Annotated in this window: 11 protein-coding genes; 2 read left to right on the plus strand and 9 right to left on the minus strand. The window is 45.1% G+C overall.

What is annotated here, in order from left to right:
* Nucleotides 1-11 precede the first annotated feature (11 nt).
* The 9 genes from ACFPIK_RS03235 to ACFPIK_RS03275 all read right to left on the minus strand — a co-directional run bounded on the left by ACFPIK_RS03235 (nt 12) and on the right by ACFPIK_RS03275 (nt 15,251).
* Complete coding sequence (locus ACFPIK_RS03235) at nt 12-1,781, minus strand: efflux RND transporter periplasmic adaptor subunit (protein ID WP_377912163.1); 1,770 nt, start codon at nt 1,779-1,781, stop codon at nt 12-14.
* Between the two features lie 6 nt (nt 1,782-1,787).
* On the minus strand, nt 1,788-3,314 hold the full coding sequence (locus ACFPIK_RS03240) for a TolC family protein (protein ID WP_377912165.1): 1,527 nt from the start codon (nt 3,312-3,314) through the stop codon (nt 1,788-1,790).
* A gap of 4 nt (nt 3,315-3,318) precedes the next feature.
* A complete protein-coding gene (locus ACFPIK_RS03245; RefSeq protein ID WP_377912167.1) occupies nt 3,319-7,149 on the minus strand; it encodes an efflux RND transporter permease subunit in 3,831 nt (1,276 codons plus the stop codon).
* A gap of 91 nt (nt 7,150-7,240) precedes the next feature.
* Nucleotides 7,241-7,654 carry an HYC_CC_PP family protein gene (locus ACFPIK_RS03250; RefSeq protein WP_377912169.1) on the minus strand — a complete coding sequence of 138 codons (414 nt, stop codon included), beginning with the start codon at nt 7,652-7,654 and terminating at the stop codon, nt 7,241-7,243.
* A 207-nt stretch (nt 7,655-7,861) separates the two neighbouring features.
* On the minus strand, nt 7,862-8,071 hold the full coding sequence (locus ACFPIK_RS03255; protein ID WP_377912171.1) for a heavy-metal-associated domain-containing protein: 210 nt from the start codon (nt 8,069-8,071) through the stop codon (nt 7,862-7,864).
* Nucleotides 8,072-8,203: 132 nt separating this feature from the next.
* Nucleotides 8,204-10,501, minus strand: a complete 2,298-nt coding sequence (locus tag ACFPIK_RS03260; protein ID WP_377912173.1) for a heavy metal translocating P-type ATPase — start codon at nt 10,499-10,501, stop codon at nt 8,204-8,206.
* 146 nt (nt 10,502-10,647) lie between these two features.
* Entirely contained in the window at nt 10,648-11,982 is a 1,335-nt protein-coding gene (locus ACFPIK_RS03265; protein WP_377912175.1) for a metal-dependent hydrolase family protein, read from the minus strand.
* Nucleotides 11,983-12,181: 199 nt separating this feature from the next.
* Nucleotides 12,182-12,766 (minus strand): helix-turn-helix domain-containing protein, encoded by a 585-nt coding sequence (locus ACFPIK_RS03270; RefSeq protein WP_377912616.1) that lies wholly within the window; start codon nt 12,764-12,766, stop codon nt 12,182-12,184.
* Nucleotides 12,741-15,251 carry a TonB-dependent receptor gene (locus ACFPIK_RS03275; protein WP_377912177.1) on the minus strand — a complete coding sequence of 837 codons (2,511 nt, stop codon included), beginning with the start codon at nt 15,249-15,251 and terminating at the stop codon, nt 12,741-12,743. The genes ACFPIK_RS03270 and ACFPIK_RS03275 overlap by 26 nt, the downstream gene beginning before the upstream one ends.
* 72 nt (nt 15,252-15,323) lie before the next feature.
* On the opposite strand from ACFPIK_RS03275, the gene ACFPIK_RS03280 reads away from it, so the two are divergent.
* Both ACFPIK_RS03280 and ACFPIK_RS03285 read left to right on the plus strand, forming a co-directional pair.
* On the plus strand, nt 15,324-15,899 hold the full coding sequence (locus ACFPIK_RS03280; RefSeq protein ID WP_377912179.1) for a Crp/Fnr family transcriptional regulator: 576 nt from the start codon (nt 15,324-15,326) through the stop codon (nt 15,897-15,899).
* 284 nt (nt 15,900-16,183) lie between these two features.
* Entirely contained in the window at nt 16,184-17,392 is a 1,209-nt protein-coding gene (locus ACFPIK_RS03285; RefSeq protein ID WP_377912181.1) for an MFS transporter, read from the plus strand.
* Nucleotides 17,393-17,396 lie beyond the last annotated feature (4 nt).

Genomic DNA, 17,396 nt, shown 5'->3' on the forward strand with positions numbered 1-17,396 from the left:
GGATAGGTAAATTAATGCTTATGTGCTGCAGGAGCTGAAGGAGTTCCAGCAAGATTCATTACCGGCTGACCTTTGAAATAGGTTTGTTTTACTTCTCCACAAGCAAGCATGGATGCTCCGAAATAAGGGTTGGTGATGTCTTTTTTCTCACTCAACCAATAAGCCCCCTGATCTCCGAAAGCCATCGGACAGTAGTCTTTGTAGACCACATCTTTGTTGATGCCAAAGGTCTCGGTCATTTCCAATAGGTGAAAGGAAAGCATGGAAAAATGCTTTCGGGCCTCTTCGATATCTTTTGCCGAAGCCATTTTTACCCGGGCATCTTTCATCCCTTTCAGCATTTCCATCCATTTGTCGTGGGCCTGATCTTTCACCAAACCCATATTCACTTTGGAAAGGCTTTGATCGATGGCGACTAGAGCTTTTTGGGATTCATCCAGCTTATCTTTCACCAATCCATTTTTCACCTGAAAATAGGCATCTGCTACGCCAGTGATTTGATTTCTGAATTCCTCCGAAACCTCCAAGGATTTGGTTTGCGGACGCTTCATCATGCTGTATTGTCCTGAAAGCTGAGCAGCTGCATCTATGGCAAAAACTCCGTTGGTGACAATCTCTTCACCCGCCTGAAGACCGGACTCGATCAGGTAATTGTCTCCCATTCGGTTGCCCAAGGTCACTTCCCGCATTTCAAATCCCGGGATTTCGGAATTGGGAACTTTCACATACACCACCGAACGCTTTCCTGACCAAAGGACAGAGGTTCGGGGAACTGTAACTCCTGCCGAACTAGGTTTCTTTGCCGTTTGAATTTTGGCGGTGACAAACATTTCCGGCTTGAGTTTTCCGCCTGAATTGGTGACTTCAGCACGAACAGAGGCTGCCCGGGTATTGGCATTCAGGAGCGGATCGATAAATGAGATTCTTGCTTTGAAGTTTTCCTCCGGCATTCCTGCTACAGTAAAACTGATTTCATTTCCTGTGGAAAGTAAAGGCAAATCTGACTCATAGGCATCCAAGAGCACCCAAAGCTTGTTGAGATTGACCACATTAAACAATACAGATCCCGTGCTCACATAATCACCCACCGCAATATTCCGTTGAGTCACCACACCGGATTGGTCAGCAAGGATGTCAAATTTCTCCCGGATTGTTCCGCTTTGCTCGATTTCCGTGATTTGAGTTTCGGTCAGTTTCCAAAGCTTGAGTTTTTCCTTTGCAGCAATGTAGAGTTGAGGGAAATTGCCTTTGCTTTTTACCGCCTCAAGCAATTCCCGCTGCGCCGTGAGCAATTCCGGGGAATAAATTGTGGCAAGCCGCTGGCCTGCTTTGACTTGCTCTCCAGTGAAGGTCACAAATAGTTTTTCTATTCTTCCGGGAAACTTTGCCGTGATGGCTGCATTTTCTCTTTCGTCAGCCTGAATTTTTCCGGTGAGGAAAAGTTCTCCGGATCCATTGCTTCCACCGATTTTGGTGGTATGGATTTGTGCCAAAGCCACCGCTTCCGGAGTCATTTCAAAGACCATGGGATTGTCACTTCCCGAACTGGCTTGGGAGGCTGGAATCAAATCCATCCCGCAAATTGGACAGTCTCCCGGTTCGCCCAACTTGATCTGCGGGTGCATGGAGCAGGTCCAAAGTGTAAGAACACCGGATTCATTTTCGTGGGCATGTCCTTCATGGGATTCAGAGGAGGATGGTTTGAGTATCCATCCAATCCATCCTCCGACGACCAAGGTCACGAGGATCAGTGCTAATTTATTTTCAAGTATTTTTTTCATTTCAAATCACGGTTGAAGGGTGAGTGAAGTAGCAGCCAAAGCTTCCAATTGGGCAAGACTTTGCAGCTGCTGATTGAGTGCATTGATACGCTTTTGGTGATAGTCCAAAAGCTGCTGATTAGCCCGAAGCACCTCTTCGAGACCGGTGGCATTGCTGATAAAGGAAGTCTCCAAAAGTTGGATTTGCTGATTGACCAGCAGGATTTGGTCCTCGTAAAGTCGAAAATTTCGCTCGCTTTCCTCCCAAGTCCGGAAGGCATTTGCCCATTCCATAGCGAGGAGATTTTCCGTTTTTTGGCGATCCAACAGGGTCGACTCTTTGAGATATTCAGTCTCCTTGATTTTGGAATTGATTTTCTTTCGGTAGATCGGAAGGGTCAAACTGACCATGGGCATAACCATATTTTCACCGCCCATCTGCATGCCGTTTTCAGGCCTTGGTGCAAAGGTCATGTAATTGACTCCAGCACCCAGCATAGGCTTTCCTTCGAGTTTGGCCATTTTGGCTTGTTGTTCGAAGGCTCCGATTTCGGCCTGATACATGGCGAGCATGGGGTTGTTTTGGCGGATGCTGTCCAGAATTTCCTGTTTTTCCAAGCTCAATACGGGTTTTTCTAATTGGTCCGGGAGATTGATTTCCGCCCGGATTTCCCGATTAAGCAACTGATTAAATTTAATCTGAAGCGGTTCCTGATTGGCCTTTAGCTGCTCAATGGAGTTCTCCAACTCCCGTATTTGCATTCGGATCTGTAGCACGGCACTCATCCCTGTAGCGGAACCTCCCATCGGAGCTGCACTCATCCCAGAGCTCATTGGATTCGGGCTACTCATGGCGCTTGAGGTATTTCCACCCATGCCACCCATTCCACTTGAACTTCCAGCCGAGGTAGAATTCACAGTGGGCTGCGGCATAGATTGGGAACGAGCTGAGCTTGGTGCAGAGGTACCTGCCTGAAACCGAATCAGTGCCAGTTCCTCGTATTTTTTGAGGTATTCGAGGTTTTCCTGAGCGATCTTGATTTCCTCCTTTAGCCGAATCTGCTCATACCAAGTGGATTTGACCAGAAGTAGCAACTGATTCTTTTCCTCCAAGAAAAGCTGATACCGCGCTTTCGCCATTTGATTGGCTTCTTCCTTTTGGGTACCGATCATCCCAAACCAAGGGAACATTTGCATCAGGCGAAATTCGGCAGTTTGATTTCCCATCACAAATGCCATCGGTTCTATGAATACTCCTGCCTGTAGCTCTGGATCGGGCAAACTCGGTTGATTCACCCGCTCCGCCATGGCCTGATATCGGGCATAGGAAGCCTTCAGTCCGGGGTTGTTTTCAGCGGCTTGGATGAGGTAGTCGTCGAGGGATTGGGCTTTTACTTGGATTGTGAAAAGGGATGAAAGAATGAAAGTAGAAATCAGAAAGCTGAAGTCAGAAAGCTTAAACTTGGATTTCAACTGTCGAATATCGAATGAGGAATCCCGAAATCCGAAATCCCAACTCCGAAATCCCCAATTAATTAGTCTTTTGTTTTCCATGACCTTATGCGTTTGATTCATCGGTGAAAACCTCCGAATTGTGTTTCAATTTGCGTTCGGCCCACCAGCAATACAGGGTAGGCACAATAAATACCGTGGTGACTTCAAGGATCATTCCGCCCAAAGAAGGAATCGCCATCGGAATCATGATATCCGAACCCCGACCGGTCGAGGTAAACACGGGGACTAAGGCCAACAAAGTGGTTGCGGTAGTCATCATACAAGGCAAGACTCTGCGCTTTCCGGCTTCCAACACTGCCGCTCGAATTTCCTGTACGGTTGATGGCTTGTTTTCCTTGAAGCTTTGGTCCAAGTAGGAAGCAACCACCACACCATCATCCGTGGCTATTCCGAACAAGGCAATAAAGCCCACCCAAACTGCCACACTGAGGTTATACACTTTCATCTGGAACAAGTCGCGGAAATTGGTTCCAAAGAGGCTGAAGTCCATAAACCAGTCTTGTCCATAAAACCAAATCATCAGGAATCCGCCCGAGAAAGCCATGGCTATCCCTGTAAAGACAAACAGGGTAGTGGAGACAGCTTTGAACTGGAAATAGAGAATCAGGAAAATCAGGATCAAACACAAGGGAACCACGATGGCTAAGCGTTGCTCAGCTCGGATTTGGTTTTCATAAGATCCCGAAAACTCAAATCGAACACCATTAGGGACCTTCAATTCTCCCGAATCCATCTTTTCCTGCAGGTAACGCTTGGCATCTTCGACCACCGTTACTTCAGCAAATCCCGGCATTTTGTCCAGCAACACATAACCCACCAAGAAGCTGTTTTCGCCCCGAATCATATCTGGTCCAGGACGGTAGGTGATGTTGGCCACCTGACCCAAGGGAATGTAATTGCCCATGGGAGTTGGGATTTGAAGGTTTTCGATCGCATCCGGATCGTCCCGATATTCCCGTGCATAGCGTACCCGAATTGGAAAACGCTCCCGGCCTTCCACGGTCGTACTGAGTTTCATCCCACCAATCGCTGTCTCGATAAAGTCCTGCACGTCGACCACATTCATGCCATAGCGGGAGATTTGCTCCCGGTCGATATCGAGTTCGAGGTAAGGTTTACCTACAATCCGATCGGCAAAGACCGCTTCTTTTTTCACAGATGGCACCTCTTTCAGGTACTTTTCCAACTCTAAGCCAAAGGTTTCAATAGTCTGTAAATCTGGGCCATATACTTTGATCCCCATAGGAGCACGCATGCCGGTCTGAAGCATAACAAGACGCGTTTCGATAGGCTGAAGTTTGGGTGATGAAGTCACTCCAGGAAGATTGATCACACTGACGATCTCATTCCAGATATCATCCGGGGTGCGGATATGAGCTCTCCACTGACGGAAATATTCCCCGTCCTCATCTTCGATCAGGTCGGAAACCTTGATCTGATTGGGAGTCATGGTCGCAGGATCGTAGAAGGAACCATCCTTTAAGTCATACTTTCCATCCGAAACCTTGAAGCGAAGTCGGTTGCCATTGATATCCGTTGCGTACTCCGACTTGTAGTTGATCGTATTTTCAAACATGGAAATCGGGGCAGGGTCGATGGCAGTTTCTGCCCGTCCCGCTTTTCCTACCACCATATCGACTTCAGGAATCGCAGTCACCAACATGTCTAGCTTTTGAAGGACTTCTTTGTTTTCCTGTATTCCTGAATGCGGCATAGTTGTCGGCATCAAGAGGAAGGAACCCTCATTGAGCGATGGCATAAATTCCTTTCCCAAACCCGGAAAAGTATGCGACAATCCAGACCATACTCCGGTGGTACGGATGTTTACGCCCACGGCGTCGAAAGCTTTGGGGATAATTCCAAAGACTCGACCTAAACCTAACCAAACACTCGCTCCCAAAAGAATAACAACCAGTGGAAAGAGCAGGAAAGTGCCCTTATTCGCCAAACACCAATTCAGGATGCGGGGATAGACTTTGATAAATCCGACAAATCCTCCCAAAACCAGCCCCAAAAGCAAGGCTATGAAGATAAAGTTGGTTAGGATACTGACCGATACACCCAAAGGCATCCATTGCTGGGTCAGTAGCCAGGCCACAAAAATCAAGGTTACAGCAATGATGAGTAAGCTTTTACGCTTTTCAACTTTCTCTGGGAAATGATAAGCAAGCGTATGGACTAAGCCATAGCTAAACAGTAACCAACCCGCCCAAGACCAAAGTGTGAAGGCTACGATCGGACCCAAAATCACCAATCCATAATTCAGGAATCGACCGATTTTTCCCTTGGCCGATTTCATGCTGAATACCCAATGGGAAAACGCGGGCATAATCAACAAGGTGAAAATCACCGCTGATATCAGTGCGAAAGTCTTGGTGTAAGCCAAAGGACCAAAGAGCTTTCCTTCGGCTGCTTGAAGGGTAAAGACAGGTAAAAAGCTGATAATCGTGGTGCTGACAGCAGTCAATATGGCTCCCGAAACCTCCGCAGAAGCCAAGTAAACCGTCTTGAGCTTGGATTGGCCTTTGGGTGCCATTTCCAAATGGCGGAGGACATTTTCATTGAGAATAATGCCCAAATCCACCATGGTTCCGATCGCAATCGCAATCCCGGAAAGTGCCACGATATTGGCGTCTACTCCAAAGTACTTCATGAAAATAAAACACATCAGCACCGCCATCGGAAGCAAAGCCGAGATCAGGAGCGAAGCCCTGAGATTGTACACCATCACGATGATCACCAAGATGGTGACTAAAATTTGAAGGTTGATCGCTTCGTAAAGCGTGCCTAAGGTCTCATAGATTAGGCCTGTTCGGTCATAGAAGGGTACCAAAGTGACTTTCGAAACTGTGCCGTCGGCTAGAGTTTTGGTGGGAAGACCCTGAGAAAGTTTTTCGATCTCCGCTTTTACGCCTTCGATTACTTTCAGGGGATTATCTCCATAGCGGGCAATCACCACTCCGCCAACTGCCTCAGCCCCGCTCTTGTCGAGTATGCCTGACATGTTTCGGGTTTGGGGACCAATATTGACCTTGCCTATATCCTGAATGCGAATGGGAACATTATTGGTGACTTTGACTACGGCTTTGTCCAGGTCAGAAAGTTCTTCCACATAACCCAAGCCCCGGATAAAGTAATCCACTCGGTTAACCTCGATGGTATTGGCAGACACGTCCAAGTTGGATTTTCGTACCGCTTCCATCACATCCATTAGGGTGACACCGTGGGCTTTGAGTGCTGCAGGATCTACATCCACTTGGTATTCTTTGACATAACCTCCTACAGAAGCCACCTCTGCCACGCCTTCCACCGCGGTTAAGGCATAGCGGACGTAGTAATCCTGGATGGTTCGGAGTTCGTGCAGGTCCCAGCCACCAGTTGGATTTCCGTTTTCATCCCGACCTTCCAAAGTGTACCAATACACTTGTCCCAATGCGGTGGCATCCGGTCCGAGTTTGGGTTGAACACCTTCCGGCAAAAGTCCGGCTGGAAGGGAATTGAGTTTTTCCAGAACACGGGAACGGCTCCAGTAAAACTCGATGTCCTCTTCGAAAATGATATAGATACTGGAAAAGCCGAATGCAGAACTGGAACGAACACTTTTTACTCCAGGAAGTCCGAGCAGGGAGGTGGTGAGGGGATAGGTGATTTGGTCCTCCACATCCTGAGGAGACCGGCCCATCCATTCGGTAAAGACGATTTGTTGATTTTCCCCGATATCGGGAATGGCGTCAACAGGCACGGGATCTCGGGGAAGAAAACCCACGTTCCAGTTGAACGGTGCGGTGACGATGCCCCAACCGATAATCAGCAGGAGGAAAAGTACCGTAACCAGTTTGTTTTCAAGAAAATACTTGAGGATTCGGTTAATCATAATTCCAAGGTTTTAATACAGAATATGTATCCCGTTGCCTTTTGGCAAAAGGGTTTACTGCGGGCAAAAGTGATTTGCCCAAACCTTGGGTTTAGATTAAGTAGGTTTCGTAAAGGACGTGAAGATCCTCAACAGGTGGGGGGGAAGAGTAGCGGGGAAGTTCTGGATTTTCCTGAAGGGAAGGATCCATTTCAAAAATAAATATCTGAACAAGTGCTATTGCAAAGTTCAGGTCAAGTTTGATTTCAAATTTTTTGAGTTGAACATCCTCATCCACCTGGAGGTGTTCGGTGATGTTTTCGCAGCAGGACTTTTTGTCTTGGTGTTTATCCTCTTCATTTTCGCTGTGATCCATATCCATGGCCATACCGCAGTCGAGATGCTTTTCACCAAAACCAATTTCCGACTTCATCTCATGGCCCATGCAAAAATGCGTGGTCTTCGCCATCCCGATGGTGGAGAAGAGCACAAAAAAGGCAAGTGATATGGAAACAATAGTTTTCACTGAGTCAAAAGTACGGAATTTTAGTTGGGAAGTTCAAAATTAGACACAAGATGCAAGACATTAGACGCTAGACTTTGTAACTCAATTGTAGATTACAACTTTTCCAAAGTTTCAAACTTTGGAAAAGTTCTAAGGCCAGGCCTTTCATTTTGGAATAAGCATCTTGCTTCTAAAATCTTGTGTCTAACGTCTATTGTCTAGCGTCTCTTACTTCACATTCGCAATAAACCCTGCCTTCAGCACCGCTTTTTTGATGTCATCGGGTTCAAGATTTTCGGTTTCCACAGTTAGCGTTCGCTCAGGGTCTTGGAGATCCACGTTCCATGAATCGATTCCGCTTTGCTCATTGAGTTTGGGAGTGACTTTGGCGAGGCAGTTGGAACACTGGATGTTGGTTTTGAATTTGAGGACTTTCATCTTTTAAGATAGTTTTTTAAAATTAAAGAAGATAAAAAGATAGGAGATAAGAGATAGGAAGATAGGCACTTATCTCAGGTTTGGAGATCATCAAAGTCTCGTAAATCGTAATTCTGAAATCGTAAATTCTCATCAAATCTTCAAATTTTTCAATCTCAGGCTATTCATCACTACCGAAACCGAGCTAAAGGCCATGGCAGCACCCGCGATCATGGGATCGAGGAGAAAGCCATTGATGGGATAGAGCACGCCAGCCGCAATCGGAATTCCGATCACATTATAGATAAATGCCCAAAAGAGGTTTTGTTTGATTCCATTTACAGTCAGATGTGACAACCGGAATGCCTGAGGGATTTTCTCCAGATCGGACGTAATCAGGGTGATTTTGGCTACATCCATTGCGATATCCGAACCATGTCCCATGGCAATGCTGACATCGGCCTGAGCCAAGGCTTCTGAATCGTTGATTCCGTCTCCAACCATAGCCACTACTTTGCCTTTTTGCTGAAGTAATTTGATAAAGCTTGACTTATCCGAGGGCATCACCTCGGCTTTGAAGTGGTCAATCCCTACCTCATCAGCAACTGCTTTGGCAGTTTGCAGATTGTCTCCGGTTAGCATATAGACTTCCACCCCGGAATTCTGGAGCTTGGCAATGGCTGATTTTGAACTCGGTTTAATCTGATCCTGAATGCCTAAAATTGCCAGTGCATTTTCTTCATCCGCAAACCAAATCACGGTTTGTGCTTTTTCGCTCCATGATTTAGCTTCTGATTCAAGTTCGGTAGGAATATAAATTCCATTTTCGCTCAGCAGTTTTGCATTGCCCACAAAGTAGGTTTTGCCTTCAAATTTACCTTTTACTCCTCTGGCAGTGATGCTCTCGAAGCTTTCTAATTCGACCGATTGGAGATCTTGTTCTTTCAGGTATTTGACTACGGCCTCGGCTAGGGGGTGCTCGGATTTGGATTCGAGAGCTAGTAAAGTTTGTAAGTAGTTATTGGTTAGTGGTAAGAGGTCTTGTATTTCATTATTTACTGCTGACTTCTCACTATTTACTTCTAACTGAGACTGTTCACTGACCACTGACCACTGCATACTCACCACAGAAGGCTTGCCAGATGTAATCGTCCCAGTTTTATCCAAAATAATCGCATTGACCCTGTGACCGAGTTCAAGGCTTTCGGCATCACGAATCAAAATTTGATTTTCGGCACCTTTGCCCACACCCACCATAATCGCTGTAGGAGTGGCCAATCCCAAGGCACAGGGACAGGCAATGACAAGCACTGAGACCGCAGCAAGTAGGGCATGCGAAAAGGCATTTTCTCCTCCTACAAGCATCCAAACCGAAAAGGTAATCAACGCTATCCCGATAACCACAGGGACAAAAATCCCGGCTATCTTATCCACGAGTTTCTGTACAGGTGCCTTGCTTCCTTGGGCTTCCTGGACATGCTGGATGATTTGAGAAAGCAGGGTAGAAGCCCCCACTTTTTCGGCCAAGATTTCCAGACTGCCTTTTTGATTGATCGTTCCGGCAAAGACCTTGTCGCCGGCTTTTTTTTCCACTGGCACAGGTTCTCCGCTGATCATACTTTCGTCGATGTAGCTGGAGCCGACTTCCACTATTCCGTCCACCGGGATTTTTTCTCCGGGTTTGATCAGGATACGGTCTCCCAGTTGTACCTCTTCGATTTTGATTTCAAGGGTTTGACCGTTTTGGATTCGGGTTAATGTTTTTGGCTGAAGGCCGATCAGTTTTTTTAGGGCAGTTCCGGTTTGGGATTTGGCTCGTTCTTCCAGCATTTTTCCAAAGGAAATAAATACCACGATCACCGTAGCTGCCTCATAATAGACATGGGGGTGAATTCCTTGAGCATGCCAAAATTCCGGAAAAAAAGTGTTGAAGGCTGAAAAGAGGAAGGCAATCCCGGTACTCAATGCCACCAAGGTGTCCATGTTGGCTTTTCGGTGGCGGGCTTGTTTCCAGGCATTGGCATAGAAGTGTCGACCAAAGTAGAAAAGCACCGGAATACTCAGCGCCATGCTGATCCATTGGCCTGCTTCCCAATCCATAAAAAACATCCCCAAAACAAATACCGGTAAGGTCAATAATCCGGCTCCGATGGTCCGGGCTTTGACTTCCTGGTATATTTTAACTTGTTCTTCCTGAACAGTTTCACTGACAGCTTTTTCGCTAATGATGATTCCATAGCCCACATCCTGAAGGGCCAAATTGATGCTTTCAGGGGTTAGGCGATCATCCCATTCGACTTGGACGGTATTGGTGGCAAAGTTGACCGAGGCAGCGTGGATTCCATCGGTGTATTGGAGGATCGTCTCCACACTGGATGCGCAAGCTGCGCAGGTCATGCCGGTAACCGCAAAAGTCTGCTTATGTGTTTTTGTGGTAGTAGCTGTTTCCATTTTGTGAAATGATTACGCTACAAAGATGAGAGGTCCTTTGCTGGAAAGTTTTACAGGATTTTGCGAAAAAGTTATAAGATTTTGAAAAGCAAAAGTCCAGGCCGAAAGACTTGGGCCAAGGGATCTGAATGCGTTTATCCAAATATTTATTGAATCGAGTTCTTATAAATCTTCCCGTCTTTTATTACCACCAGAATGTTTTTCTCGGGTTCATTGATTAATTCTAAATTTTGGATCAGGTTGCCATTGATCAGTAGGATATCTGCCAAAGCCCCTTCTTCAATCACTCCCAATTTACCCGTGTAAGGACTTCTTTTTCCCGATAAGGCCAATAGTTCTCCATTGTTGCCCGTGGCCATTTGAAGGATTTCGACGTTGGAAAACCAGCGCTTCATTTTCAATAGCTGTACACCGGTTAAAGAAGCCTTTTGAGCATCGAAAAGTACATCTGAACCAAAGGCAATTTTCATTTTATACTTCTTTGCCAATTCAAATGCGGTATCTGTTCCCTGATACATTTCAAGTTGTTTGGCCCGGCTATCAGGGCTGAGTACACCTTTGTCACCTTCATCAATAAATGGCTGTAAGCTCCAAAATACTCCTTTATCTACCATCATTTTGACGGTTTCCTCGTCAATCATTTGACCGTGATCGATGCATTTCACTCCTGCACGAATCGATTGTTGGATAGCTCTTGGGGTATAAGCGTGGACGGTGACATAGGTTCCCCAGTTTTCGGCAGCTTCCACCGCAGCACGGATTTCCGCTTCGGTATATTGGGTCACATCCAGTGGATCATAGACAGAGGAAACGCCACCTCCAGCCATCAGTTTGATCTGGCTTGCTCCCAGCATCAACTGCTCGCGTGCTTTGAGTCGGACAGCATCGGGACTGTCTGCAATGGCAGCGGCATTGATCCGCTCGGCATAGCTGAAACCATTGGAAGCATCAGAAGGTACATCATTGGGAAGCCGAAAATCCCCATGACCTCCAGTCTGCGATATAAATGCACCTGAAGGCCAGATTCTTGGACCGGAGATCACCCCTGCATCGATGGCTTGTTTCAATCCGAAAACAGGCCCTCCCAAATCCCGAATACTCGTGAATCCCTTCATCAAAAGTGATTCGGCATTCTTTCCGGCTACCAGATTGACAAAGCCGATGTTTCCGGTCAATAGCGCGATTTGTGAAAGATTAGAAAACATCGCATGGTAGTGGGCATCGATCAAGCCCGGCATCAGGAATTTTCCTTTTCCATCGATGATTTTCACATTGGCGCTTTTGTTGGTAGGAATAGGAGAGGAGGAGATTTTTTTGATCGTATTTCCTTCGATCAGCACATTGCCCTTGATGGTGTTCGCATCTTTACCGTTGAAAATCTCCACATTGTTGATTAAGATGGTCTTTTGCTGAGAAACCGAAGGATGGTTTATTCCCAAAGCAAAAACAACAAGGAAAAAAGCTAGCATAAAAGTTTTCATACTCCAATAAGATTAAATCTGTTGATTAAGATAAGGAAGAAATTGGTTAAAGATTGTCCGTAACTGAACTATCATTCAAAAATTCATCGACTATTGTGTAGAAAGCCTGATGACCGAAAGATCAAAACCTGTAAGTTTTAGTCCAAAATGTAGTTGACAAAAGGCTTTCAGAAAAAAACCTGTTTCTAAGAACATGGAATTAAATCTCATCCAAACCTTTCCTTTTGGCTTTTCCCGAGCTTTTGAATTCTCTTGGGGTCAGTCCGGTTTCTTTTTTGAATTGTGCACTTAGATAAGCGACACTGCTGTATCCCATTTGAAAGGAAATTTCCGATAGGGTCATTTCTCCATAGAAAAGCAACTCTTTTACCTTTTCAACTTTTTGCTTGGTAAAATACCGTTCAATGGTGACTCCCTCTACGGCCGAAAAAAGTCGACTTAAGGAAGCATAATCTTGGTTTAAAGCTTTCGAAAGCTGTGTAGACAGATTTTCGTTCATTTCATTATCACGGTGATGAACCAGCTCTACAATCTTTGTTTTGATTTGTGAAATCAGTGCTGATTTCCCATCTTCCAACAATTCAAAACCTTTTTCTTTCAGCTTATTAGCCACTAATTCTTTTTCTTCCAAAGTCATTGGAGTAACTGTGACGGCATGTCCAAGAGTAACGGAAACACTTTTTCCCATTGAACTAAAAACATGCTCTACTGCTTCGATGCAGCGAGGGCAGACCATGTTTTTGATCCGAAAGACAGACTCAGAATTCTTTTTCTCCAAACTCACTTTTGACAAACTTAGATCGGTTTTTAGAACCGTTGATTGTGTAGGATAAGTTCACGATCAGCATATCCACTTCATAAATGTAATTGGTGGTGGTGTAGAAATCCCTTGGTCGGAAAGTAGTGATTCGCTGTTCATTGGACCTCAGTAATCCAAGATCCATGTTTAGCCACTGCAAATTCAAGGAGAGTCGATTGTCCAAGAAGGACTTTTTCACATTGAGCGATGGCTGATAAAATCTAGAATCCTCACCCTGGGCTGTTACCCGGTTGGAAAGGTAGTTAAAGGTAAATTGGGTAGTCAGGGTAGGAGAAAGGATCACAGTGGTGTTGAAGTTTATGGAATACACCCATGCCGATTGATTGATTGGACGATTGTCAAAATCTCCTTTAATCGAATATCGGTAGACATTTCCTCCAAAAAACCCCTTCCATTTTTGGGTAAAGAATAATTCACTGCCCATTTCCAAACCCACTGATTGCCCGATTCCCACATTGGAATAGATTCGATTCAGGATAGAGTCATTGTAGACCGTATTGACGCGATTTACCAGATTTTTGACGCGGGTGTAATAAGCCGTGGCAAAGAAGCTGTTGTCTTTCCAGGTTTTGATCATTCCTCCCTCGAGTTGGTCGATAAACTCCGGAAGTACGTTTGGATCGCCTTGTTCAAGGGTTTCACTGTGTTCTCTTTCGGGAAAAGGATTCATTTTGAAAGTAGTCTCCCGCTCCACTCGCTGACTAAAATTCAACTTCCATGTCAGGTCTTCTTTTGCTTGGTAAGCCAGATTTCCCGAGAAAAACGGCCGGATGTAATTGTATTGGTAAAGCGTGTCGATGGTGTTTCTTTTATCCTGAAGCTGAAAATCACGGTTCATGAATTCTACACGCACACCAACTCCGTAGCTCCAATTTTTGATGGATTTGTTGAGTTGAAGATATCCTGCATGGATCAAGCGATTGAGATTGACCTCGCTTGAAAACTCAGGAACAAGCTCAAAAAGGCCAGTTTCATTGTTTTTCCTTTCGTAGAAAAAGTCTCCCACGTGATTGAGGTAGCGAAACTGATATCCAGCCTGAAGCTGACCAATACTCAAGGGTTTGAAGGTGTAGTCCAAATTCCAGCGGACCCCATTGAGCGGATTGTCGTTGGTATTGTATTCATCCTGATACACGAAGCTTAAATTTGGATAGCCCAAGTTTCGGTTGATGGTGGGACCACCAAGCATGGTGTATTCGTAGAGAAAGGACGAGGAAAGTTTGGCTTTCGACCCAAACGTGTGGTTGTAATCCAAACTTCCTAGGACAAAGTCGCCTCGGCGATTTTGGTCGTTAGCATTAAAATATTGGAAAGGAGGAGTTCGCTGTCCGTTGACAACCCGATGATTGTCAAAGTAAAGGATATCGGCCGTTCTCACTCGGTCTCTCACACCTGCATAGAATCCTAGGGTAAAATTAGTATTGGCACTTGGAGTATATCCCAAGGTAAATCGACCGGAATAATTGAGTTCGTTGATACTTCGCTCCCCATTAGATGGAAAGTGTGTCTCCGTATCTACACTATAAGTGATGACATTGCCCACCCTTCTTCCGGATTGATCGTTTCGCTGATAGCTGCCTCCGAGGGAGATATCCCATTTGTCCTTGACATAGTTTAGATTGAAGTCGCCCCCGAAGCGTTTTTGGGATTCGGCATTGTCATAATTTTCGATAGAAGGAAGGCCAGCTCGAGTGTTGACTTGGAGGAATAGGCCATCTGTGGAACCTTTGGAAGTGGTGATGTTGATGATCCCGGCTTTGCCTTCCGAATCGTACTGGGCAGAAGGAGAGGAGATCCACTCTACTTTTTCGATGGCATTGGCCGGTAGCTGTCCAAGTATGCCTACGGGATCACCCTGTACGGGCTTTCCGTTGATCATCACGACGAACCCAGAGCTTCCTCGGATTGCCACTTGTCCCTCTGCATTGATACTCACACCGGGGAGATTTCGGAGTACATCGGTGGCAGTTCCACCTTTGGAAGACTCGAAATTATCAGCTGAGAAGCTTTGTTTCTGTGTTTGAAAATCTGTCGAGATTCGCTGTCCTTGCACCTCTACTCCTTGTAGTTCCTGGAGATCAGAACTGAGAAAAATGGGTTCCAAAGGCTTTTTTTCATTTTTGGAAAGTTGGATGCTGCTTATGATTAAGGTTTTATACCCTAAAAAACTAGCCATCGCGTAATATGAACCCTGAGGCAGATTGTCTATTAAAAACTTTCCTTCTGCATCAGTGATCCCACCGTTTAGAAGGGTACTGTCCGAACTCTTATATAAAGCCACCGAGGCAAACTCAATCGGTTTTTGAGAGGATTTATCATTTACCACACCTGATAATTGCCCTTGAGAAAACGCAATTTGGGAGAATAAACCAAGCGTAAAGAGGATAGAAAGTGCTTTCATTGCAGCCAAAATAGGGTTACTTTGATAAACAAAAACTAGAAAATCCATGAAAGGCTTTTATCTACCAAAAGTTTAAATTCCATCCCTCTTCACTGAAGGATTTGCCTAAATTGGCTTTCTATGGAATCAATGGACTCATTAGTATCCTTTTTAAAAAAGCTCCAGCCTATTTCATCGGAAGCAGAAACCGAATTGCTTGGCTTGTGTGAATGGAAAAACTATGTAAAAAATGAAGAAATCCAGGCCATAGGAGCTACTTGCAAGACCATTTATTTTATGGTTTCGGGAGTAGGGAGGATTTATTATCTCAAAGACGGAGTCGAAGTGACAGAATATTTTGCTTTTCCCAATGAGCTGATCATCCGCGCCGAAAGCCTATTTACCCAAAGCCCAAGTAAAAAGGCTATTCAAGTTTTGGAAGATTCCCAGGTGGTAGCTATTTCTGCCGATCCCCTGTTCCGCCTTTTTGAAAAGCATCATGAATTGGAGCGGCTTTTCCATAAATTGATCCAACAAGCTTATGTAGAGACGCTTAAACGGTTGGAAAATATCCAGTTTTTGACTGCCGAGGAGCGCTATGAAAAGTTGCTTGAAGAAAAACCCGAATTGATTCAAAAGATCCCGCTCAAACATGTGGCTTCTTTTTTGGGAATTACACAGGTGAGCTTGAGTAGAATTCGCGGGCAGAGAAGGTAGTGATCAGTGTTCAGTCGCAGTATTCAGTCGCAGTGTTCAGTCTGAGTGTGCAGTTTCTGGATACTGAGCTCTGATTACTAATCACTTACTTCTGATAACTGGTTACTCAGTACTGATTACAGACCTCTGACCTCTGATTACTGAACACTGACATCTGAACACTGACATCTGAACACTGATTACTGAACACTAAACACTAACAACTCCGCGATGAGTATTTTTTAACATATGTAAAAGCTTACCGAATCTGAACAACTGACTTTTGTAGGGTAAATCAAAAACCCATGGAAGCTCAACTCGGACTTCGACAAAACTGGAAGCAATTCTCCCTTTTAGTCTTGATTAATGCCTTTGTAGGCGGAATGATAGGGATGGAGCGCTCCATTTTCCCCGACTTTGCTTCTCAGGAATTTGGATTGGAATCACATGCCGCGATGCTTTCCTTTATTGTGGCATTTGGGCTGAGCAAGTCAGCTACCAATTACTTTTCTGGCCGATTTGCTAACCGATATGGTAGGAAAAACTTACTTCTATTCGGTTGGATGATGGTGTTGCCGGTTCCCTTGATACTCAATTTTGGTGAATCTTGGAGCTGGATAGTTTTTTCAAATGTTCTATTGGGAATCAGCCAAGGTCTTACCTGGAGCAGCACAGTGGTGATGAAAATTGACCTGGTGGGCGATAAAAACCGTGGTCTAGCCATGGGCTTGAATGAATTTGCCGGTTATTTGGCTGTAGGATTAGCGGCGGTTTTTAGTGCATATTTAGCATCAGAATATGGAATGAGACCGATACCCTTCGGGGTAATGATGACCATTGCTCTGATCGGTTTTTTACTTTCCTTTCTTGTAAGAGATACTCGGATTTTTGTCAAAGCTGAAGCAAAGTCCAATGAATTGCATCAAGCCAAAGGAGTCTTTTGGAATACTACCTTCAAAGACAAAACCCTTAGCTCAGTTACTCAGGCGGGATTGGTTAATAATCTAAACGATGGAATGATTTGGGGACTATTGCCAGTATTGTTGATTTCAAAGGGATTTGAATTGGAAGAAATTGGAAAGATTGCATCGATTTATCCAATCGTTTGGGGAGTTGGTCAGTTAGTGACGGGTAAAATGGCCGACTATTATTCCAAGAAGCGAATGCTTTTCTGGGGCATGTTGGTTCAAGGATTGGCTATTTTAGGATTGATTTGGTCAGATTCATATTTCGCTTTCACATTTCTTTCGGTAATTCTTGGTCTGGGTACAGCGGTAGTTTATCCCACTTTTTTGACGGCAATCGCAGCAGGCAGTCATCCGATCCAGCGCGCGGAGAGTTTGGGAACCTTCCGGTTTTGGAGAGATTTGGGATATGCAGTTGGAGCCCTGATTTCAGGAGTGTTGGCTGATCAATTTGGAATCTATGTGGCTGTTGGGTTTATTGGAATAGTGACATTGATTTCATCCTCCGTGATTGGTTTTAGGATGCCATCTCAAGAAAAGAGGTTCTAAAATG

The organism is Algoriphagus aquatilis, from assembly GCF_042657405.1.
Taxonomy (GTDB): domain Bacteria; phylum Bacteroidota; class Bacteroidia; order Cytophagales; family Cyclobacteriaceae; genus Algoriphagus; species Algoriphagus aquatilis.